The organism is Stenotrophomonas sp. SMYL86 (assembly GCF_036320025.1).
In the GTDB taxonomy this organism is placed as follows: Bacteria; Pseudomonadota; Gammaproteobacteria; order Xanthomonadales; family Xanthomonadaceae; genus Stenotrophomonas; species Stenotrophomonas maltophilia_A.
Genome location: NZ_JAWIRU010000015.1, coordinates 92,162 through 112,797 on the forward strand (window position 1 = coordinate 92,162; position 20,636 = coordinate 112,797).

Sequence of the window (20,636 nt, forward strand, 5' to 3'; positions counted from 1 at the left end):
CGGCTTCCTTGGACTCAGAGGTGGAACTGGGGGGCCGGGGCGGCACCACGCAGGTAATCAATATCGGTCTCGAACAGGGACTCGGTGCTGCCGTCGGCCTTGACCAGCAGGGCCTCCATCGCCGGCGAACGGCCATGGATGACGAACAGGCGACCACCCGGACGCAGCCACGAGGCGAACTGTGACGGCACCACGTCGACCGCACCAGTGACACAGATCACGTCAAAGCGGCGTTCGGTCTGCCAGGACAGGGCGTCGGCCACTTCCACGCGGACGTTGGTGCCCAGGCCGGAAGCGTCCAGGCGGGCACGCGCGGCGGCGGCCAGTTCCGGGTCGATCTCCAGGCTCAGCACGTCGCGCGCCAGCGCGCCGATGCAGGCTGCCAGGAAGCCGCTGCCGGTGCCGATTTCCAGCACTTCGTCACCCGGCTGCAGATCCAGTGCCTGCAGGGTACGGCCCTCGATGACCGGCTTCATCATCTTCTGGCCATGGCCGATCGGGAGTTCAACATCGGCATAGGCCAGTGCCCGGTGTGCATCGGCGACAAAGGCCTCGCGCGGCAGGCGGGCCAGGACGTCGAGCACCTTGATGTCCAGCACGTCCCAGGGACGGATCTGCTGTTCCACCATCAGTTCGCGGGCGTGGGCGTAATCAATCGTCATGAGGTTCAAATCCAGCGCAGTGGGCCGGCCATTTTACCGGTGCCGGAGGCCGGCGGCGCGCCCAGAGCATCAGCTGCCGGGTGGCCGGGGTCGCAGTGCCGGAAGTCATCGCGACCTCCGGTTCGTTCAGTTTTGGTTATCCGGCCGTCCCGGCCCCTCTTGGCGCGTAGGCGCGCAGGAAGAAGTCGATGCTGGCGGTCACATGGGCAAGAGGGTCGCACTCCACCGGTGACAGTGGCATGCCGCACATCATATGCATGTGCACTTCGCCCTTGACCAGGGTCAGGAACTGCTGGCCAGCCAGGTAATAGTCGGGGATGTCCAGTTCGCCGCGTTCGCCGCGCGCGCGCAGGAAATCGGCCAGGGCCTCGCAGGTACGTTCCGGGCCGGCCTGCCAGAACAGCTCGCGCAGGCGTTCGTCGGTCTCCGGCGCCATCATCATGCGCTGGATCGAGATCGCTGCGTCGGAGGTGATCAGCTCGAAGAAGGCCAGGCCGATGCCGATCAGCTGGTCGCGCAGGGGGCCGTCCGCGTCGGCCACGAACAGCGCATCAGGCAGCATTTCAATGCATTTTGACTGCACGGCCTCGGAGAACAGGGTCTCCTTGTCGCCGAAGTGGCTGTACACAGTCAGCTTCGAGACGCCGGCCTGAGCGGCGATGGTGTCCATGCTCACGCCGGTATAGCCCTGTTCGATGAACAGTGCCTTGGCTGCTTCAAGGATCGCCGCGCGCTTGCCGAGGTCCTTGGGACGCCCGGGTCCGGCGGCCTTGGCAGCGGGCTTGGCCGACGGCTTGCGGGAAGTGGGAGAACTCATCGCGACAATACTAGACCAAGCGGTTCGATATTTATACTATACCGGCCGGTTTATTAAATTGGGCCGGCAGTCGCGGCTCCCCCCTTAGTTGCAACCCTGCGTTTTCAGGACGTTGACCGATGAAGATCGTGCGCTGGATGGGCGGTATGGTGTGGGTGGCTGCGCTGGCAGCCTGTTCGGGACAGGAACAGGCGCCACAGGCGGCCGTACCGGTGCTGGTGGTTCACCCCGGCGAACAGGCCGGGCAGGCCCCGGCGGCGTTCCCGGGCACGGTGCGTGCCCGGCAGGAAAGCCCGCTTTCGTTCCGCGTCGGTGGCAACCTGGTCAAGCGCCATGTCGATGCCGGGCAGCGGGTCAAGAAGGGCGATGTGCTGGCCGAGCTGGACGTGGCCGACTTCGCGCTGCAGGCCCGCGCCTCGCAGGCGCAGCTGGCTGCGGCCGAAGCCGATCTGGTACGTGCCCGCGATGACCTCAAGCGCTACCAGGTGCTGGCCGACCAGCAACTGGTCAGCCGCTCGCAGCTGGACCAGCAGTCCGCCGCCTTCAAGGCCGCGCAGGGCCAGGCCAACGCCGCCCGCGCCAACCTCGATGTGCTGCGCAACCAGGCCGATTACGCCCAGCTGCGCGCACCGGCCGACGGCGTGATCGCCAGCCGCGAGGCCGAGGCCGGGCAGGTGGTGTCGGCCGGCCAGACCATCTTCAACCTGGCCGCCGATGGCGGGCGCGAAGTGCTGATCGACCTGCCCGAGGCCACCATCCGTGACTATGCGGTGGGCCAGCCGGTCGAGGTGGAGCTGTGGAACCGTCCTGGCCAGCGCCTGCCGGGCACGATCCGCGAGATCGCCGCCGCCGCCGATCCGCAGGCACGTACCTACGCGACCCGGGTCAGCCTGGCCGCCGATGCGCTGGCCGATGTCGAACTGGGCCAGAGCGCACGCGTCTACAGCAGCGCCGGCCGCCACGGCACCCTGCAGCTGCCGCTGGGCGCGCTGCAGCGCGGTGCCAACGGTACCGCCAGCGTGTGGCTGGTCGACCCGGCCAACAGCACGCTGAAGTCCGCAGCGATCACCACCGGGGCTTACGGCAGCGAAACGGTGCCGGTGCTGTCCGGTGTGGGCGCGGGTGACTGGGTGGTCGCCGCGGGTGGCCATCTGCTGCGTGCCGGCCAGCCGGTGATTGCCGTGGACCGGCAGAACCGCCCGGTGCTGAAGCCGGCCGCGCCGGCCGCTGCCGCCAAGGCCAAGGAGTAAGCCGGTGCGCCGCTTCAATCTTTCCGAGTGGGCGCTGGCCAATCGTCCACTGGTGCTGTTCGCGATGCTCGCCTTCGCCTTGATCGGCGCGTGGTCGTACAAGCATCTGGGCCAGTCCGAGGATCCACCGTTCACCTTCAAGGCGATGGTGGTGCGTACGCTGTGGCCGGGTGCTACCGCCGAGCAGGTCTCGCGGCAGGTGACCGAGCCGATCGAGAAGGCGCTGATGAACACCGGCGAGTACGAGTTCATCCGCTCGTATTCGCGCCCGGGTGAATCGCAGGTCATCTTCATGGCGCGCGACAGCCTGCGCTCCAAGCAGATTCCGGATCTGTGGTACCAGGTGCGCAAGCGCGTGGGCGACATCCGGCCGACGCTGCCGCGCGAGATCGTCGGCCCGTTCTTCAACGATGAGTTCGGCGACACCTACGGCAACATCTATGCGCTGACCGGCAAGGGCTTCGACTACGCGGTGATGCGTGATTACGCCGACCGCATCCAGCTGGAGCTGCAGCGCGTGCCCGACGTCGGCAAGATCGACCTGGTCGGCCTGCAGGACGAGAAGGTGTGGATCGAGCTGTCCAACACCCGCCTGGCCACGCTGGGCGTGTCGATGCAGCAGGTGCAGCAGGCACTGGCCGACCAGAACGCGGTCACCGGTACCAGCTTCTTTGAGACCGCCACCGATCGCGTGCAGCTGCGCGTGACCGGCCAGTTCAATGACATCGACGCCATCCGCCAGTTCCCGATCCGCGCTGGCGACCGCACCGTGCACCTGGGCGACATCGCCGAGGTCAAGCGCGGCTTCGCCGACCCGGCGTCGCCGAAGATGCGCTTCATGGGCGAGGAGGCGATCGGCCTGGCCGTGGCAATGAAGGACGGCGGTGACATTCTCAAGCTTGGCGCCAACCTTGATGCCGAGTTCGAACGCCTGCAGAAGACCCTGCCGGCCGGCATGCAGCTGCGCAAGGTGTCCGACCAGCCGCAATCGGTGGAGGAGTCGGTCGGCGAGTTCGTGCAGGTGCTGACCGAAGCGGTGGTGATCGTGCTGCTGGTCAGCTTCTTCTCGCTGGGCCTGCGCACCGGCCTGGTGGTAGGTGTGACCATCCCGCTGGTGCTGGCGATGACCTTCTTCGTCATGCACTACTTCGACATCGGCCTGCACAAGATCTCGCTGGGCGCGCTGGTGCTGGCGCTGGGCCTGCTGGTGGACGATGCGATCATCGCGGTGGAGATGATGGCCACCAAGATGGAGCAGGGCTACGACCGCCTGCGTGCGGCCAGTTTCGCCTGGGAGTCGACCGCGTTCCCGATGCTGACCGGTACGCTGATCACGGCGGCCGGCTTCCTGCCGATCGCCACGGCGGCATCGAGCACGGGTGAGTACACCCGCTCGCTGTTCCAGGTGGTGACTATCGCACTGGTGGTGTCGTGGATTGCCGCGGTGCTGTTCATCCCGTACCTGGGCGACAAGATGCTGCCGGACCTGTTCAATCCGCAGCCGCCGAAGCCGGGCAGCCTGTCCGCGCGCTGGCTGGCCAAGCGCCAGCAGTGGGCCGACCGCTATCCGGCGCTGGCCAACCTGATCGCGCCGCCGCAGCACGGGCACGACCATGATCCGTACCAGCGCCCGTTCTATCGCAGCTTCCGTCGCTTCCTCGATGGCTGCCTGCGCCACCGCTGGTGGGTGATCGCCGCGACCATCGCCCTGTTCGTGTTCTCGCTGATGATGTTCCGCTTCGTGCCGCAGCAGTTCTTCCCGGATTCGACCCGGCCGGAACTGATGGTGGACATCGAGCTGGCCGAGGGTGCGTCGTTGCGCTCGACCCAGGCCCAGGCCGAGAAGCTGGAGAAGCTGCTGTCCAACCGCGATGGCATCGCCAACTACGTGTCCTACGTGGGCACCGGTTCGCCGCGCTTCTACCTGCCGCTGGACCAGCAGCTGCCGGCCACCAACTTCGCCCAGTTCGTGGTGCTGGCCAAGGACATCAAGTCGCGCGAAAGCACCCGTGACTGGCTGCTGCATGAGGTGATCCCGAAGTTCCCGGACGTGCAGATGCGCGTCACCCGCCTGGAGAATGGTCCGCCGGTCGGTTACCCGGTGCAGATGCGCATCTCCGGCGAGCACATCGAGAAGGTGCAGGCGATCGCACGACAGGTCGAGGCCAAGGTGCGTGAGAACCCGCACGTGATGAACGTCAACCTGGACTGGAGCGAGCCGAGCAAGGTGGTGCGGTTGGTGATCGACCAGGAGCGTGCGCGCGCGCTGGGTGTGAGCAGTGCCCAGGTCAGCCAGTTCCTGTCCAGCTCGCTGGCCGGGCAGTCGGTGAGCGTGTATCGCGAAGGCAACCGCCAGATCGAGATGCTGCTGCGCGGGCCGGCCGATGAACGCAATCAGCTGGAGCTGCTGTCCAGCCTGTCGATGCCGACCGCCAACGGCGGCAGCATCACGCTGTCGCAGGTGGCGACGATGGAGTACGGCTTCGAGGATGGCATCATCTGGCACCGTAACCGTCTGCCGACGGTGACCGTGCGCGCCGACATCAGTGATGGCATGCAGCCACTTGACGTGGTGCATCAGATCCTGCCGACGCTGGATGGCATCCGTGCCGAGCTGCCGAATGGCTACCTGCTGGAAACCGGCGGTACCGTGGAGGATTCGGCACGTGGCCAGAACTCGATCAAGGCCGGCATGCCGCTGTTCCTGGTGGTGGTGGCCACGCTGCTGATGCTGCAGCTGCGCAGTTTCTCGCGTGCGGCGATGGTGCTGGTGACCGCGCCGCTGGGCATCATCGGTGCGACCCTGTTCCTGCTGCTGTTCCGCGCGCCATTCGGCTTCGTGGCGCTGCTGGGCACGATCGCGCTGGCGGGCATGATCATGCGCAATTCGGTGATCCTGATCGACCAGATCCAGCAGGACATCGATGCCGGGCATGACCGCTGGCATTCGATCATCGATGCGACTGTGCGCCGTTTCCGCCCGATCGTGCTGACCGCGCTGGCGGCCGTGCTGGCGATGATTCCGCTGTCACGCAGTGCGTTCTATGGCTCGATGGCGATTTCGATCATGGGTGGCCTGATCGTGGGCACGGTGCTGACCCTGGTGTTCCTGCCGGCGCTGTACGCCGCGTGGTTCCGGGTCAAGCCGGACGAATCCGGGGCGTAACGCCCCGGGTTCGGCGGCCACTGCCCTGGTAGGTGCCAACCTTGGTTGGCACTGTTGCACGCATCCACGCATGGCGGGGATTTACCGCAGCGGGTCTTGGCCCTGGTAGGTGCCAACCTTGGTTGGCACTGATGCACGCATCCACGCATGGCGTGGATTTACCGCAGCGGGTCTTGGCCCTGGTAGGTGCCAACCTTGGTTGGCACTGATGCACGCATCCACGCATGGCATGGATTTACCGCAGCGGGTCTTCGCCCTGGTAGGTGCCAACCTTGGTTGGCACTGATGCACGCATCCACGCATGGCGGGGATTTACTGCAGCTGCAGGCCGTTCCGCAGCACCGGCAGCAGCCATTCGATGAACACCCGCACGCGTTGCGCGCGGTGCTGCCGATGCGGTTGCAACAGGGTCACCGGCAGCGGTTGCGCCACGTGCTGTGGCATCACTTCCACCAAGGTTGGTAGTTTCTGCAGTAGAGCCACCCCATGGGTGGCTGCGGAGGACCAGGCTCAGTCATCCACGCATGGCGTGGATCTACTGATCTGCGTGGCGTGCATCTACGCATGGCGTGGATTTACTGCAGCTGCAGGCCGCTCCGCAGCACCGGCAGCAGCCATTCGATGAACACCTGCACGCGTTGCGCGCGGTGCTGCCGATGCGGTTGCAACAGGGTCACCGGCAGCGGTTGCGCCACGTGCTGTGGCATCACTTCCACCAGCGCACCGGATTGCAGTTCGACCTGCACGTCGTAGCGCGGAATCTGCAGCAGGCCGAGCCCCGCCACGCAGCACGCGATCGAGGCCTCGGCGCTGTTTACCCGTACCCAGCCAGGCATCGGCAGCGTGCGCAGCTGGCCACCGTCCTGCCATTCCCACGGTTCCACCCGCGCCGTGGTCGGCGATGCGTAGTTCACCGCGCGGTGCTGCTGCAGGTCGGCAGGATGCTGCGGTACGCCGTGTTCGCGCAGGTAGGCCGGCGCGGCGACGTTGACGAAGTCGAGCTGTCCCAGCATGCGGGCCACCAGGCTGGAGTCACCCAGCTGGCCGACCCGCAGCACCGCATCACAGCCGTCTTCGATCAGGTTCACCGCGCGGTCGGTCATGCCCAGGTCCACTTCAACCTGCGGATGGCGCGCGAAGAAGTCGGGCAGGGCCGGGGCGAGGATGCGGCGGCCGATCCGGCTGGGCACATCGATCTTCAGCAGGCCCACCGGCTGCGCATCGTCTTGCCGGAACAGCGATTCGGCGTCTTCAACTTCGGCGATCAGGCGCAGGCAGCGGGCATGGAACACGTCGCCGTCGTGGGTGGTGGAGACCCGCCGGGTCGAGCGCTGTAGCAGGCGGGTGCCGAGCCGCTGCTCCAGCTCGGCCACCGCCGCGGAAACGGTGGAGCGGGGCAGGCCGAGCTGGTCGGCGGCGCGGGTGAAGCTGGCGCATTCCACCACCCGGGTGAAGATGCGGAAGCGATCGATCCGGTCCATTGTTCGCCTATTCTGGAAAGTTAAGTCAATGTGGCGGGCTTTATCCGCATTTTCTGCACGATATCGTCGTCAGGGCAGGGTTGCCACCCCGGGCAGCCCCCTCCTGAGACAAACGCCATGACCGACCATTCCCTCAAGGGCAAGACCGTGCTGATCGCCGGTGGCGCCAAGAACCTGGGCGGCCTGCTGGCCCGCGACTTCGCCAGCCAGGGCGCCAAAGCCATCGTCATCCACTACAACAGCGCCGCCACCCAGGCCGATGCAGAGGCCACCGTCGCCGCCGTGCAGGCCGCCGGCAGCACGGCGGTGGCGCTGCAGGGCGACCTGACGTCGGCCGCAGCGATGGAGCGCTTGTTCGCCGATGCCGTGGCTGCAGTCGGTCGCCCTGACATCGCCATCAATACGGTCGGCAAGGTGCTGAAGAAGCCGCTGCTGGAGATCAGCGAAGCGGAGTATGACGAGATGAGCGCGGTCAACGCCAAGGCCGCATTCTTCTTCCTCAAGGAGGCCGGCCGCCACGTCAACGACGGCGGCCGCATCTGCACCCTGGTCACCTCACTGCTGGGCGCATTCACGCCGTTCTATTCCAGCTATGCCGGTACCAAGGCGCCGGTCGAGCACTTCACCCGTGCGGCGTCGAAGGAGTTCGGCGAACGCGGCATCTCGGTGACTGCGATCGGGCCTGGCCCGATGGACACGCCGTTCTTCTATCCGGCCGAGAGTGCCGATGCGCAGGCGTATCACAAGACCGCGGCCGCACTGTCGGCATTCACCCGCACTGGCCTGACCGACATCGCCGACATCGTGCCGTGGATCCGCTTCCTGGTCACCGATGGCTGGTGGATGACTGGGCAGACGATTCTGGTCAATGGTGGGTACACCACCAAGTAACGCAGCCACGCAGGGCGTGGCTCTACTGCGGTGGTAGGTGCCAACCTTGGTTGGCACGGATGGCGCATCCACGCATGGCGTGGATCTACAGTAGAGCCACCCCATGGGGGGCTGCGCACAATGTCCAAAGGGAGAGGCGCCACGCATGGCGTGGCGCTTTCGGATCAGTTGAGTTTGGCCAGCACCGCGTCGGTGGCGGCAGCGGTGCTGACGGCCTGGCCCTTCGCCGCCAGGTCGGCGGTGAACACGCCATCGTCCAGCACGGCGTGGACGGCAGCTTCCACCGCAGCAGCCTCGGCTTCCAGGCCCAGCGAATGGCGCAGCAGCATGGCGGCGCTGAAGATCGTCGCGTAGGGATTGGCGATGCCCTTGCCGGCGATGTCCGGGGCCGAACCATGGATCGGCTCGTAGATGCCGACCGCACCGGGTTCGCCGAGCGAGGCCGAGGGCAGCAGGCCCAGCGAGCCGGCCAGCATCGACGCCTCATCGGTGAGGATGTCGCCGAACATGTTCTCGGTCACGATCACGTCGTACTCGCGCGGCTTGGCCAGCAGGTGCATCGCCATCGAATCGACCAGCTGGTGCTCCAGCGCAACGTCCGGGAACTCCTCGCGGCCGATGCGCGCGGCCACGTCACGCCACAGGCGCGAGGTTTCCAGCACATTGGCCTTGTCCACCGAGGTGACCTTGCCGCGACGCTGCTGCGCCAGGCGGAAAGCGCTACGCAGCACGCGCTCGATCTCGGCTACGGTGTAGCGGCACAGATCGCTGGCGCTGTCGGCGTCGCGGGTCTTGTCGCCGAAGTAAATGCCACCGGTCAGCTCGCGCACCACCACGAAGTCCACGCCCTGCAGCAGCTCGGCCTTGATCGGCGAGGCGTGCAGCGCGGCTTCATGGGTGCGCACCGGGCGCAGGTTGGCGTACAGGCCCAGCGCCTTGCGGATCGCCAGCAGACCCTGCTCCGGGCGCACCTTGGCATTCGGGTCGGACCACTTCGGGCCGCCGACTGCACCCAGCAGTACGGCGTTGGCGGCCTGGCAGGCGGTCAACGTAGAGGCGGGCAATGGCTCGCCATGGCGATCGATGGCGACGCCACCGATGTCGTGCTCGCTGAAGGTGAAGGTGTGGTTGAAGCGTTCGGCGACGGCCTTCAGGACGGCGACTGCCGCGGCGGCCACTTCCGGGCCAATGCCATCACCGGGCAGGACAACAATTTCAGCGTGCATGCTCACTCTCGTAGCGTTCGATTTCAGGGACACGGCCCAACAGATACCCCAACTGGTCGACACCTTCCAGCAGGCAGGTCTGCGAGAAGCCATCCAGCGGGAAGGAATAGACGCGACCATCGGGCGTGCGCAGTTCGCGCGCGGCCACGTCGATGGTCAGCTCGTCGTCCGGGCGCTGCATCAGCGCCTGCACATCGGCCTCGTCCAGCACGATCGGCAGCAGGCCGTTCTTCAGCGAGTTGCCGCGGAAGATGTCGGCGATCTCGCTGCTGACGATGGCACGCAGGCCGAGGTCGGTCAGCGCCCATGGTGCATGCTCGCGCGAGGAACCGCAGCCGAAGTTGCGGCCCGCCAGCAGGATGCTGCGGCCGGCGTTGTGTGGCTGGTTGAAGGCGAAGTCGGCCACCGGGGAACCGTCGGCCTGCCAGCGCCAGTCATTGAACGCGTTGCGGCCGAGGCCGGCACGTTCGGTGGTGGACAGGAACCGCGCCGGGATGATCTGGTCGGTGTCGATGTTGGTCTGCGCCAGCACCACGCTGGACGAGGTCAGGGTACGGAAACCGGCCATCACGCCACCTCCTGTGCGAACAGTTCGCGGGTATCGGCGACGTGCCCGTTCACCGCGGCCCAGGCGGCGCTCATCGGCGAAGCCAGCAGCGTGCGCGAACCGGGGCCCTGGCGGCCTTCGAAATTGCGGTTGCTGGTGCTCACGGCCAGCTGGCCGGGAGCGACCAGATCGCCGTTCATGGCGATGCACATCGAGCAGCCCGGTTCGCGCCACTCGGCCCCGGCCGCGCGCACGATCTCATGGATGCCTTCGGCCTCGGCCTGGCGCTTGACGATCTCCGAGCCCGGTACCACCAGCATGCGCACCCGGTCGGCGACGCGCCGACCGCGCAGGACCTGTGCGACCTCGCGCATGTCGCTCAACCGGCCGTTGGTGCATGAGCCGACGAACACCACGTCCACGGGTGTACCGGCCAGCGCCTTGCCGGCCTGGAAATGCATGTAGTCCAGGCCTTTCTGTGCGGCGGCATCGTTGGCCGCCGGAATCGGCGCATCCACTGCGATCGCGGTGCCCGGATGGGTGCCCCAGGTCAGGGTCGGGCGGATGTCGGCAGCGTCGATGTGCACTTCGCTGTCGAAATGCGCGCCGTCATCGCTGCGCAGCTGCTGCCAGCGTGCCACGGCGGCGTCGAAGTCGGCGCCCTTGGGGCCGCGCGGGGTCGCGGCGACGAAGTCGAAGGTGACCTGGTCCGGCGCCACCATGCCGGCACGTGCACCGGCCTCGATCGACATGTTGCACAGGGTCATGCGCTGTTCCATGTCCATCGCTTCGATGGTGCTGCCACGGAATTCGATCACGTGGCCGGTGCCGCCGTTGACGCCGATCACGCCGATGATGTGCAGGACCACGTCCTTGGCGCCGACGCCCGGCGCCAGCGGGCCGTCGACGGTGATCGCGAAGGTCTTCGCCTTGCGCTGCAGCAGGCACTGCGTGGCCAGCACGTGGCCGACCTCGCTGGTGCCGATGCCGAAGGCCAGCGAACCGAACGCACCATGGGTGGAGGTGTGGCTGTCGCCGCAGACGATGGTCATGCCGGGCTGGGTGAAGCCCTGCTCGGGCGCGATCACGTGGACGATGCCGCGGTTGTCCGAAGCCATGTCGAACAGCTCGATGCCGTGCTCTGCGCAGTTGCGTGCCAGCGTGGCGACCTGTGCCTCGGACGCCGCGCTGGCGTAGGGCAGCGTGCCATCGGCGGCAGCCGGCAGGGTCGGCGTGGAGTGGTCCATCGTCGCCTTGGTGCGATCCGGCCTGCGCGGTGACAGGCCGCGTTCGCGCAGCTCGGTGAACGCCTGCGGCGAGGTCACCTCGTGGATCAGGTGCAGGTCGATGTACAGCACGGCGGGCGCGCTGTCGGATTCAGGGACAACCACGTGGGCGTCCCACAGTTTGTCGTACAGGGTGCGGGGTGCGGAAGTCATGCGTGTGCCTGGCAGAAGTACGAAGGTGCGGACATCAGGAAAGATAGCGAAAAGGTCAAGTCAGCGGCGACGGGCAAGCACCCGCAGCCGCACGTAGTCGGCCAGCGGCTGGCCGCTGGCGTTGCGCGGCAGCTCGGCCAGCAGTGCGGTGGCGGCCTCGCGCACGGTGGCGCGTGCCTCGGCCGGCAGGTCGTCCAGCAGCGGTGCGGCGAACACACGCAGCCAGCCGGCCACGCCGGTCGGCAGTGCAGTCGGGCGCGGCGTGCACTCGATCAGCTGCACCTGGAAGCCATGCTGGCGCAGGCGGTCGGCGTAGGCATCGGCAGTGGGGAAGTACCACTGGAATGCGCTGGCGCCGTGGCCATGGGCCGCGCGTGCAGCCTGCACCGCCGCGATGATCGTGGCCACGTTGCCATGGCCGCCGAACTCGGCAACGAAGCGGCCGCCCGGGCGCAGTGCGCGGCGCACACCTTCCATCACCCGGTCGGGGTTGCTCATCCAATGCAGCGCTGCGTTGCTGAATACCGCATCGAACTCACTGTCGAACGACAGCGCGTGGCCATCCATCACCTGCGCATCGACGCCGCGCGCACGCGCGGCGATCACCAGTTCCGGTGAGGCATCCACACCGTGGATGTGCGCGCCGCTGAGCGCCAGCTCAGTGCTGAGCACGCCATCGCCACAGCCCAGGTCGAGGATGCGTTCACCGGCGCGCGGGTCGAGCAGGCGCGATACCGCGCCGCCGAGCAGCGGCACGAAGCCGGCGTCGATCGCATAATCCTGGGCGTTCCACTGCTGGCCAGCGGCGCTGGTCGGGGTGGGGGTGTCGAAGGCGCTCATGGCGGGGTCCTCAGGCGGTGGCGGGGGTGGCAACGTCGGTGTTGCTGTGGGCGGCAGCCTGGCGCTGGCGCAGCAGGCGGTTGGCCACATCCAGCCAGGCCAGCGCGGAGGCTTCGATGATGTCCTTGCTGGTGCCGGTGCCGTCGTACTCCACGCCCTCGTGGCGCACGCTCAGATTGGCTTCGCCGCGCGCATCGGCGCCGATGCCGACGCTGTGCACGTGGTAGCTGTCCAGCATCAGCTGCACGCCGGTAGCGGCCGACAGCGCGCCGAACAGCGCATCGACCGGGCCATCGCCCTGCGCGGTCTCGGCCACGCGGTTGCCGTCCGGGTCGGACAGTTCCACCAGCGCATTGGCGCGGCTGCCGACGTCGCTGATGGTCATCGACGCCAGGCGATAGCCCTGCGCGTTGGAGCCGCCCTGCATCAGCGTCTGCAGGTCGGCATCGGTGACCACGCGCTGCTGTTCGCACAGGCCCTTGAACTGCTCGAACACCAGCTTCAGTTCGTCTTCGTCCAGCCAGAAGCCCAGCGCACGCAGGCGCGCTTCGACGGCGGCGCGGCCACTGTGGCGGCCCAGCACCATCTGCGAATCCTCCCAGCCCACGTCTTCCGGACGCATGATTTCGTAGGTGCCGCGATGACGCAGCATGCCGTGCTGGTGGATGCCCGATTCGTGGGCGAAGGCATTGGCACCGACGATGGCCTTGTTGCGCTGTACCGGCATGCCGACCAGGCGCTGCAGCAGCTGCGAGGTGCCGACGATGCGCGGGGTGTTGATCGAGCTGTCCTGCTCGTAGAAGGCCTGGCGCACCTTCAGCACCATCGCGATCTCTTCCAGCGAACAGTTGCCGGCGCGCTCGCCGATGCCGTTGATGGTGCACTCGACCTGGCGTGCACCGCCTTCGATGGCGGCCAGCGAGTTGGCCACGGCCAGGCCCAGGTCGTTGTGGCAGTGTGCGCTGAAGATCACATTGGCGGCATTCGGCACGTCGGCGACGCCGGCGATGACCTGCTGGAACATCGCGCGGATCTCTTCCGGCGTGGTGAAGCCGACGGTGTCGGGCAGGTTGATGGTGGTGGCGCCGGCAGCGATGGCCACGCGCGCGACTTCGATCAGGTAGTCCAGCTCGGTGCGGGTGGCATCCTCGGCCGAGAATTCGACATCGTCGATATAGGACCGGGCCAGCGATACGTGCTTGCGTACCGACTCCAGTACCTGCTCGCGGGTCATCCGCAGCTTGTGCTCGCGGTGCAGCGGGCTGGTCGACAGGAACACGTGCAGGCGCGGGTTGGCAGCGGCCTCCAGCGCACGTGCGGAGGTTTCGATGTCGGCCTGCAGGCAGCGCGACAGCACCGCCAGGGTCAGGCTCGGGCGGCGCAGTTCGCGGCCGATCAGTGCCATCGCCTCACGGTCGGACTGCGAGCTGGCCGGGAAGCCGGTCTCGATGATGTCCACGCCCAGTTCGTCCAGCGCACGCGCCATCACCAGCTTCTGCGGCGGGCTCATGCTGCAGCCGGGGGACTGCTCGCCGTCACGCAGGGTGGTGTCGAAGATGCGGATGCGCGGGGTGGTAATTCGTTCGATGGTGGTCACAGGGAAATCTCCTCGACAGCGGGTGCGACGGCTTGCAGGGGGGAAGGGGAAGAGGTGGGGGAAGCGATGGCGCTGGCCTTGGCGGGCGAGCGCGGTGTTTCGCTGCGTCGTCGCCGTGGTTTGCGTGGCGGGCGCGGGCGGATGTCGGTGAGCAGGCCGGCGAGGACGCCGGCATCGATGTTGCCGCCGGAGACCACCGCGCACTTGCGGCGGCCAGCGACGCGGCGGCCGGCGGCCAGCGCCAGCGCACCGGCACCCTCGGCGATGATGTGCTCTTCCAGTGCCAGCCGGACCAGGGTTTCGCGCAGTTCGGCTTCGCGCACGATCACCACGTCGTCCAGCAGCGAGGTGCACAGGCGGCGGGTCAGGAAGCCGGGAATCTTCACCCGCACGCCGTCGGCCAGCGAAGCAACGGGGGCGATCTCGCGCACGTCACCGCGGATCGCGCGGGCCATCGAATCGACGCCTTCCACCTGCGCGCCAACGACGCGGACGCCCTGCGATTTCAGTGCCAACGCAACGCCGGAGGCCAGCCCGCCGCCGCCGATCGGCACGATCACCACGTCCGGCGCGTGTGCGGCCAGCTCGATGCCGACCGTGCCCTGGCCGGCGATCACGTCGGCATCGTCGAACGCGGACAGGAAGCGGTAGCCGTGGCGTTGTGCCAGTTCGACCGCGAAGGCGTAGGCCTCGTCATAGCTGGTGCCGTGCTGGCGCACGGTCGCGCCCCAGTGGGCGACGCCGGCGATCTTGGTGGCCGGTGCGCCATGCGGCATCACGGTGATGGCCGGCACGTCCAGGCGGTAGGCCGCCCACGCCACGCCCTGGGCATGGTTGCCGGCCGAGGCGCAGATCACTGGCCGGGCATCGCCGCGCTCGCGCCCGGCCAGCAGCGCATTCAATGCGCCGCGTACCTTGTAGGAACCGGTGCGCTGCAGGTTCTCCAGCTTCAGCCAGGTACCGAAGCGTTCGGCATGGTGCAGCGGGGTGGGCGGCAGGAAGCGGCGCAGACGAGCCTGCGCCGCCAGTACGTCGGCGACGCTTACGTCGCCGACATCGCTTTCCTGGCTGGTGTCAGCGGCCGGCATGGGCCACCAGCGCAGTGCAGAAGACCGCCGCATGCGGGCACGGGCGGCGAAGAAGACGCCTCCGTACCGGCACCGTGGTCGCTACGGTACGGGTGTTCATACGGATGCTCCTTCCACGGCGGTGACCTGCACGGACACGCAGTCGTAGATCTTCTCGATCTGCCGGCACAGCGTTTCCGCCGGACGCTGGCCATCCACCACCAGCTGCAGGTGCCAGCGGCCATCGTCGGCGGCCACCGGCGCACCACTGATCGCACGCGGCGCGAAGCCACGGCGTTCGGCCATGCCGATCACGCGCAGCAGCGCGCCTTCGGCCGGGTGCAGCACCAGGTCAAGCCGGTATTGCATTGGGGGTCTCCTGGCGGGCATGGGCGGGGTTGCTTTCCAGCATCGTGCTGTTGGCGGTGTTCGGCGGCACCAGCGGCCACACGTTGGCGCGTGCATCGATGGCCACGTGCAGCAGCGCCGGGCCTGGTTCGGCCAGCAGTGCGGCCAGGCCGCCTTCCACGTCGTCGCGGTTGTCGATGCGGGTGGCGGCGATGCCGAACACCTGTGCCAGTGCCACGAAGTCCGGGTTGTCGGACAGGTCGATCTCGCTGTAACGCTCGGCGAAGAACAGCTCCTGCCACTGCCGCACCATGCCCAGCGAACTGTTGTCCAGCAGCACGATCTTCACCGGCAGGCGGCAACGCGCGATGGTGGCCAGCTCCTGCACGTTCATCATGAAGCTGCCGTCGCCGGAGACCAGCACCACGGTGCGCTCGGGGCATGCGAACTGCGCACCCATCGCGGCCGGCAGGCCGAAGCCCATGGTGCCCAGCGCGCCACTGGTCAGATGATTGCGCGGGTGGTTGAAACGGCAGTGCTGGGCGACCCACATCTGGTGCTGGCCGACATCGCAGGCGATCACCGCATCGGCCGGTGCCAGCTCACTCAGGCGCTTCAGCAGGGCCGGTGCGTAGATGTGCTGGCCCGGCGCGTCGTAGCGTGCGGCGAAGCGATCGCGATGCTGTGCACAGCGCTTGCGCCATGCGTCCTGGTGGGCCTTGGGGGAGGGGAAGGCCGCACGCAGGGCGCGGATGGCATGGCCGACGTTGCCGGGCACGGCGACGTCGGCGCTGCGCAGCTTGGAGATCTCGTAGGCGTCGGCGTCGATGTGGACGACGCGGGCGAACGGTGCGAACTCGGCCAGCTTGCCGGTGGCACGGTCATCGAAGCGCGCACCCAGCACCAGCAGCAGGTCGCTTTCCTGCACCGCCATGTTGGCCGCGCGGGTACCGTGCATGCCCAGCATGCCCAGCGACTGCGGGTGGTTGGCCGGCAACGCGCCCAGCCCACGCAGGGTCATCACCGTGGGGATGGCACTGGCCTCGACGAAGTCGCGCAGGTCCTGCACCGCGTCGCCCAGCGCGATGCCACCACCGGCGTAGACCACCGGCTTTTCGGCGGCTGCCAGTGCGGCGATGGCCTCGGCGATGGCCGCTTCGGCCGGCGCAGGCGGCGGCTCGATGCTGCTCGGCACGTGCGCTGGCAGATGACTGGCATCGGCCAGCTGCACGTCCTTGGGCAGGTCGATCAGCACCGGGCCGGGCCGGCCTTCGCGAGCGATGCGGAATGCATTGGCGACCACGCGCGGCAGGTCATCGACGCTGCGCACCAGCCAGCTGTGCTTGACGATCGGCATCGTCAGGCCGAACACATCCAGTTCCTGGAAGGCGTCGGTGCCCAGCAGCGGCGTGCCGACCTGACCGGTGATGCAGACCATCGGTACCGAATCCAGCATCGCATCGGCAATGCCGGTGACCAGGTTGGAGGCGCCCGGGCCGGAGGTGGCCACGCAGACACCCACCTGGTTGCTGGCGCGGGCAAAACCGTTGGCGGCCAGCGCCGCGCCCTGCTCATGGCGTACCAGGATGTGCTTCAGCGACGAATCCACCAGCGCGTCGTAGAACGGCATGATGGTGCCACCGGGATAGCCGAACAGCGTGCGGACGCCTTCGGCCTCCAGCGCCTGGGTCAGCCAGCGCGCGCCGTTGGGCGGCGCGCTGCGATGTGTCGAAGAGTTCATGGGGGAACCTTGCAAAGCGGGTAGGGGAGGGCCGCGCGGTTACGCGGCCTGTCCTTGCAACCAGACCATCTTGGCGCGCAGTTCCTTGCCTACCTTTTCGATCGGGTGCTCCAGGTCGGCCTGCTTGAACCTGTTGTAGTTCGGCAGGCCCGCTTCGTACTCGGCCACCCAGTTCTTGGTGAAGGTGCCGTCCTGGATGTCCTTCAGCACTTCCTTCATGCGCGCCTTGGTGCCGGCGTCGATCACCCGCGGGCCGCTGACGTAGTCGCCGTACTGCGCGGTCTCGGAGATGAACTCCAGCATGCGCGAGATGCCGCCTTCGTAGAACAGGTCCACGATCAGCTTCAGTTCGTGCAGCACTTCGTAATAGGCGATCTCCGGCTGGTAACCGGCTTCGACCAGGGTTTCGAAACCGGCCTGCACCAGTGCCGAGGCACCGCCGCACAGCACCGCCTGCTCGCCGAACAGATCGGTCTCGGTCTCTTCCTTGAAGGTGGTCTGGATCAGGTTGGCGCGAGCGCCGCCGAGGCCGGCCGCATAGGCCTGCGCGTGCTGCGCAGCCTTGCCGCTGACATCCTGGTAGACCGCCCAGATGCACGGTACGCCGCGCCCGATCTCGTACTCACGACGCACCAGCGCACCCGGGCCCTTCGGCGCAACCAGCACCACATCCAGGTCGGCGCGCGGCTCGATCATGCCGTAGTGCACGTTCAGGCCATGCGCGAACAGCAGGCAGGCGCCCTGCTTCATGTTCGGCGCCAGCACGTCGTTGTAGAGCTTCTTCTGCACCATGTCCGGGGTCAGCACGGCGACCAGGTCGGCGTCTTTCACCGCTTCAGCGGGCGCGATCACGGTGAAGCCATCGGCCTGCGCCTTGGCTTCGGTCGGGCCGCCCGGACGCAGGCCTACCACCACATCGAAGCCGGATTCACGCAGGTTCAGCGCGTGGGCGCGGCCCTGGCTGCCGTAGCCGATGACGGCGATCTTGGTCTGGGGCAGGTCGTTGGTGCTCATGGGGGAGGTTCCTTGCGGTGGGAAGAAAAAAGAACGGCCGGTCGTCGAGGTGACGTGCCGGCCGGTCAGGGGAAAGCGGTGGAGGAGGCGCCGCGCGTTGCACAGGCACAGCCACCACGAGGCGTCGCGGTGGTGCAGGTCCGGGTTGTGCGATCGGCGTTGTGCATGGTGGTTGCGTCTGAAACCAGGTTCTGAAATGAAAAAACCCGCACCGGGGCGGGTGCGGGTTTTTGAAGAGTTCCGGTGTGTTTGTTGCTTACACGCTGGCTCGTCCCGCACCTGTTGGTTGGGTAATAAGTACGAGCACAAGAATCGAACGCAGCGAGGCGGCGCCGGCGTCGGCGGCTTCGATGTGGGTTCGCGGTGGCGTGTTGTGATGCAACATGTGATCGAGAGGAACACAACCGTTTCGGCGATGTCAACCCTCGTGACGGATTTTCCATCGGTTTCCGCTGCATCCAGCGCAATCGCTTGCGGCACAAGGATGGTTGCCGCTGAAAGTGTTTCGGTGAACCCCAATTCACTCCTTTCAGGCCGGCTTTTGCGCGGAATCCGGCGGATTTTCGCCTTGGCGGGTGCGGAGCTTCCGCACCCCATCCCAGGATCAACGTCCATGACCTCTGCCCGATACCGCGTGAAGGCCGCAGCGGCGAAGATCGAGGGACCACCCTTCCATCGGAACCCGACCGTGTCCCGACGCCTTGCCCGTTCCCTGCTGGCCGCTGCTCTACTGGCCGCTGTGCCCGCACTGTCTTCTGCCGCCGACCGCATCACCGGCCACACCTTTGCCACCCGTTCGGAGGTGATCGCCCCGCATGCGATGGCCGCCACCTCGCAGCCGCTGGCCACCCAGATCGCGCTGGACGTGATGAAGGGCGGTGGCTCGGCGGTGGACGCGGCGATTGCCGCCAACGCCGCGCTCGGCCTGATGGAGCCCACCGGCAACGGCATCGGCGGCGACCTGTTCGCCATCGTCTGGGACCCGAAGACGCAGAAGCTCTACGGCTACAACGGCTCGGGCCGCTCGCCGAAGTCGCTCACCCTGGCCGAGTTCCAGCGCCGTGGCCTGAAGGACATCCCGGCCACCGGTCCACTGCCGGTGTCGGTACCGGGCGCTGTCGACGGCTGGTTCGCACTGCACGACCGCTTCGGCCGCAAGCCGATGGCCGACAACCTGGCGCCGGCGATCCGCTACGCCCGCGAGGGCCATCCGGTGGCCGAGGTGATCGCCTACTACTGGGACCGCTCGGTGCCCAAGCTGTCGCAGTATCCGGGGTTCAAGGAACAGTTCACGATCAACGGCCATGCCCCGCGCAAGGGCGAGATGTGGAAGAACCCGAATCTGGCCAGCACGCTGCAGAAAATCGCCGACGGCGGTCGTGATGCCTTCTACAAGGGCGATATCGCCCGCAACATCGGCGACTACTTCAAGGCCAACGGCGGCTTCCTGAGCTACCAGGACATGGCCGACCACCACGGTGAGTGGGTCGAACCGGTCAGCAGCAACTACCGTGGCTACGACGTGTGGGAGCTGCCGCCGAACAGCCAGGGCATCGCCGCGCTGCAGATCCTCAACGTGCTGGAAGGCTACGACTTCTCGAAGATCCCGTTCGGTTCACCGGAGCATGTGCACCTGTTCGTTGAAGCGAAGAAGCTGGCCTTCGCCGACCGCGCGCGCTTCTATGCCGACATGGCGTTCCAGCCGGCGCCGGTGCAGAAGCTGATTTCCAAGGACTACGCCGCACAGCGCCGCGCACTGATCTCGATGGACAAGGCGCTGAAGGAAGTGCAGCCGGGCACGCCGAAGCAGCTGGAAGAAGGCGACACCATCTACATGACCGTGGCCGACGCCGACGGCATGATGGTGTCGCTGATCCAGTCCAACTACCGCGGCATGGGCAGCGGTATGGCGCCGCCGGGGCTGGGCTTCATCCTGCAGGACCGTGGCGAGATGTTCGTGCTGCAGAAGAACCATCCCAACGGCTACGCACCGGGCAAGCGCCCGTTCCAGACGATCATCCCGGCGTTCATCACCAAGGGCGGCAAGCCGTATGCCAGCTTCGGCGTGATGGGCGGCGCGATGCAGCCGCAGGGCCACGCGCAGATCGTGATGAACCTGGTGGATTTCGGCATGAACCTGCAGGAAGCCGGTGATGCACCGCGCATCCAGCACGAGGGCTCGACTGAACCGACAGGTCAGGCCACGGCGATGACCGACGGTGGTGAAGTGAATCTGGAAACCGGCTTCCCGTATGAAACGGTGCGTGCGTTGATGCGCAAGGGGCATCGCATCGTGTTCGCCGACGGTCCGTATGGTGGGTATCAGGCGATCATGCGTGATCCCGAGACCGGGGTTTACTACGGTGCTTCGGAGAGCCGCAAGGATGGGCAGGCGGCGGGGTATTGAGGTTTCCCGGCCACCGGGCGGAGCCCCCTCTGCGGTGATGGTTCGTGGAAGCGGGATCATGTGATTGGGCCGGGGGGGGGGGGGGGGGGGGGGGGGGCGGGGGGACGGCGGCGGGGGGGGGGGGGGGGGGGGGGCGGGGGGGG

The 20,636-nt window shown here is 67.2% G+C and carries 16 protein-coding genes and 1 pseudogene; 4 read left to right on the plus strand and 13 right to left on the minus strand.

The window, feature by feature from the left end:
• Positions 1-14: 14 nt before the first annotated feature.
• Positions 15-662 (minus strand): protein-L-isoaspartate O-methyltransferase, encoded by a 648-nt coding sequence (locus V3B64_RS15975; RefSeq protein WP_049398378.1) that lies wholly within the window; start codon positions 660-662, stop codon positions 15-17.
• 136 nt (positions 663-798) lie between these two features.
• Complete coding sequence (locus V3B64_RS15980) at positions 799-1,479, minus strand: TetR/AcrR family transcriptional regulator (protein ID WP_049398377.1); 681 nt, start codon at positions 1,477-1,479, stop codon at positions 799-801.
• Positions 1,480-1,598: 119 nt separating this feature from the next.
• On the opposite strand from V3B64_RS15980, the gene V3B64_RS15985 reads away from it, so the two are divergent.
• Positions 1,599-2,729, plus strand: coding sequence for an efflux RND transporter periplasmic adaptor subunit (locus V3B64_RS15985; protein WP_329914457.1), 1,131 nt, complete (start codon positions 1,599-1,601; stop codon positions 2,727-2,729).
• Between the two features lie 4 nt (positions 2,730-2,733).
• Complete coding sequence (locus V3B64_RS15990) at positions 2,734-5,895, plus strand: efflux RND transporter permease subunit (protein WP_121504419.1); 3,162 nt, start codon at positions 2,734-2,736, stop codon at positions 5,893-5,895.
• A 312-nt stretch (positions 5,896-6,207) separates the two neighbouring features.
• Here the strand turns inward: V3B64_RS15990 and V3B64_RS15995 are convergent.
• Both V3B64_RS15995 and V3B64_RS16000 read right to left on the minus strand, forming a co-directional pair.
• A pseudogene (locus V3B64_RS15995) lies at positions 6,208-6,351 on the minus strand (LysR family transcriptional regulator); the annotation flags it as partial.
• 119 nt (positions 6,352-6,470) lie between these two features.
• A complete protein-coding gene (locus V3B64_RS16000) occupies positions 6,471-7,376 on the minus strand; it encodes a LysR family transcriptional regulator (protein ID WP_329914458.1) in 906 nt (301 codons plus the stop codon).
• 117 nt (positions 7,377-7,493) lie between these two features.
• Between V3B64_RS16000 and V3B64_RS16005 the strand changes: the two genes are divergently transcribed.
• Complete coding sequence (locus tag V3B64_RS16005) at positions 7,494-8,267, plus strand: SDR family oxidoreductase (protein ID WP_253143941.1); 774 nt, start codon at positions 7,494-7,496, stop codon at positions 8,265-8,267.
• A gap of 164 nt (positions 8,268-8,431) precedes the next feature.
• Here V3B64_RS16005 and leuB read toward each other — a convergent pair whose 3' ends face one another.
• The 9 genes from leuB to ilvC all read right to left on the minus strand — a co-directional run bounded on the left by leuB (position 8,432) and on the right by ilvC (position 18,086).
• On the minus strand, positions 8,432-9,493 hold the full coding sequence (gene leuB, locus V3B64_RS16010; RefSeq protein WP_180838222.1) for a 3-isopropylmalate dehydrogenase: 1,062 nt from the start codon (positions 9,491-9,493) through the stop codon (positions 8,432-8,434).
• The gene (gene leuD, locus V3B64_RS16015) at positions 9,483-10,061 is read right to left on the minus strand and encodes a 3-isopropylmalate dehydratase small subunit (protein WP_006390726.1); all 579 of its coding nucleotides are present in this window, start codon (positions 10,059-10,061) and stop codon (positions 9,483-9,485) included. The genes leuB and leuD overlap by 11 nt, the downstream gene beginning before the upstream one ends.
• A complete protein-coding gene (leuC, locus tag V3B64_RS16020; protein WP_121504423.1) occupies positions 10,061-11,479 on the minus strand; it encodes a 3-isopropylmalate dehydratase large subunit in 1,419 nt (472 codons plus the stop codon). The genes leuD and leuC overlap by 1 nt, the downstream gene beginning before the upstream one ends.
• 60 nt (positions 11,480-11,539) lie before the next feature.
• Positions 11,540-12,319 carry a class I SAM-dependent methyltransferase gene (locus tag V3B64_RS16025; RefSeq protein WP_329914459.1) on the minus strand — a complete coding sequence of 260 codons (780 nt, stop codon included), beginning with the start codon at positions 12,317-12,319 and terminating at the stop codon, positions 11,540-11,542.
• Positions 12,320-12,329: 10 nt separating this feature from the next.
• Positions 12,330-13,916, minus strand: coding sequence for a 2-isopropylmalate synthase (locus V3B64_RS16030; RefSeq protein WP_032130450.1), 1,587 nt, complete (start codon positions 13,914-13,916; stop codon positions 12,330-12,332).
• The gene (locus tag V3B64_RS16035; protein ID WP_329914460.1) at positions 13,913-15,004 is read right to left on the minus strand and encodes a threonine dehydratase; all 1,092 of its coding nucleotides are present in this window, start codon (positions 15,002-15,004) and stop codon (positions 13,913-13,915) included. Before V3B64_RS16035 ends, V3B64_RS16030 begins: the two co-directional genes overlap by 4 nt.
• 96 nt (positions 15,005-15,100) lie before the next feature.
• Positions 15,101-15,352: an ACT domain-containing protein gene (locus V3B64_RS16040; RefSeq protein WP_014038403.1), complete on the minus strand. Its 252-nt coding sequence runs from the start codon at positions 15,350-15,352 to the stop codon at positions 15,101-15,103.
• The gene (gene ilvG, locus V3B64_RS16045) at positions 15,336-17,072 is read right to left on the minus strand and encodes an acetolactate synthase 2 catalytic subunit (protein ID WP_329914461.1); all 1,737 of its coding nucleotides are present in this window, start codon (positions 17,070-17,072) and stop codon (positions 15,336-15,338) included. Before ilvG ends, V3B64_RS16040 begins: the two co-directional genes overlap by 17 nt.
• Before the next feature lie 39 nt (positions 17,073-17,111).
• Positions 17,112-18,086, minus strand: coding sequence for a ketol-acid reductoisomerase (gene ilvC / locus V3B64_RS16050; protein ID WP_032130453.1), 975 nt, complete (start codon positions 18,084-18,086; stop codon positions 17,112-17,114).
• Between the two features lie 613 nt (positions 18,087-18,699).
• Here ilvC and ggt point away from each other — a divergent pair.
• Positions 18,700-20,493 (plus strand): gamma-glutamyltransferase, encoded by a 1,794-nt coding sequence (gene ggt, locus V3B64_RS16055; RefSeq protein WP_329914462.1) that lies wholly within the window; start codon positions 18,700-18,702, stop codon positions 20,491-20,493.
• Positions 20,494-20,636 lie beyond the last annotated feature (143 nt).

Coding starts and splice junctions, on each gene's coding strand:
- ilvC (WP_032130453.1), bottom strand. CDS start 18,086: ATGAGCACCAACGACCTGCCCCAGACCAAGATCGCCGTCATCGGCTAC.
- ilvG (WP_329914461.1), bottom strand. CDS start 17,072: ATGAACTCTTCGACACATCGCAGCGCGCCGCCCAACGGCGCGCGCTGG.
- V3B64_RS15980 (WP_049398377.1), bottom strand. CDS start 1,479: ATGAGTTCTCCCACTTCCCGCAAGCCGTCGGCCAAGCCCGCTGCCAAG.
- leuD (WP_006390726.1), bottom strand. CDS start 10,061: ATGGCCGGTTTCCGTACCCTGACCTCGTCCAGCGTGGTGCTGGCGCAG.
- V3B64_RS16000 (WP_329914458.1), bottom strand. CDS start 7,376: ATGGACCGGATCGATCGCTTCCGCATCTTCACCCGGGTGGTGGAATGC.
- V3B64_RS16035 (WP_329914460.1), bottom strand. CDS start 15,004: ATGCCGGCCGCTGACACCAGCCAGGAAAGCGATGTCGGCGACGTAAGC.
- V3B64_RS15975 (WP_049398378.1), bottom strand. CDS start 662: ATGACGATTGATTACGCCCACGCCCGCGAACTGATGGTGGAACAGCAG.
- V3B64_RS16040 (WP_014038403.1), bottom strand. CDS start 15,352: ATGCAATACCGGCTTGACCTGGTGCTGCACCCGGCCGAAGGCGCGCTG.
- V3B64_RS16005 (WP_253143941.1), top strand. CDS start 7,494: ATGACCGACCATTCCCTCAAGGGCAAGACCGTGCTGATCGCCGGTGGC.
- V3B64_RS15985 (WP_329914457.1), top strand. CDS start 1,599: ATGAAGATCGTGCGCTGGATGGGCGGTATGGTGTGGGTGGCTGCGCTG.
- ggt (WP_329914462.1), top strand. CDS start 18,700: ATGACCTCTGCCCGATACCGCGTGAAGGCCGCAGCGGCGAAGATCGAG.
- leuB (WP_180838222.1), bottom strand. CDS start 9,493: ATGCACGCTGAAATTGTTGTCCTGCCCGGTGATGGCATTGGCCCGGAA.
- leuC (WP_121504423.1), bottom strand. CDS start 11,479: ATGACTTCCGCACCCCGCACCCTGTACGACAAACTGTGGGACGCCCAC.
- V3B64_RS16025 (WP_329914459.1), bottom strand. CDS start 12,319: ATGAGCGCCTTCGACACCCCCACCCCGACCAGCGCCGCTGGCCAGCAG.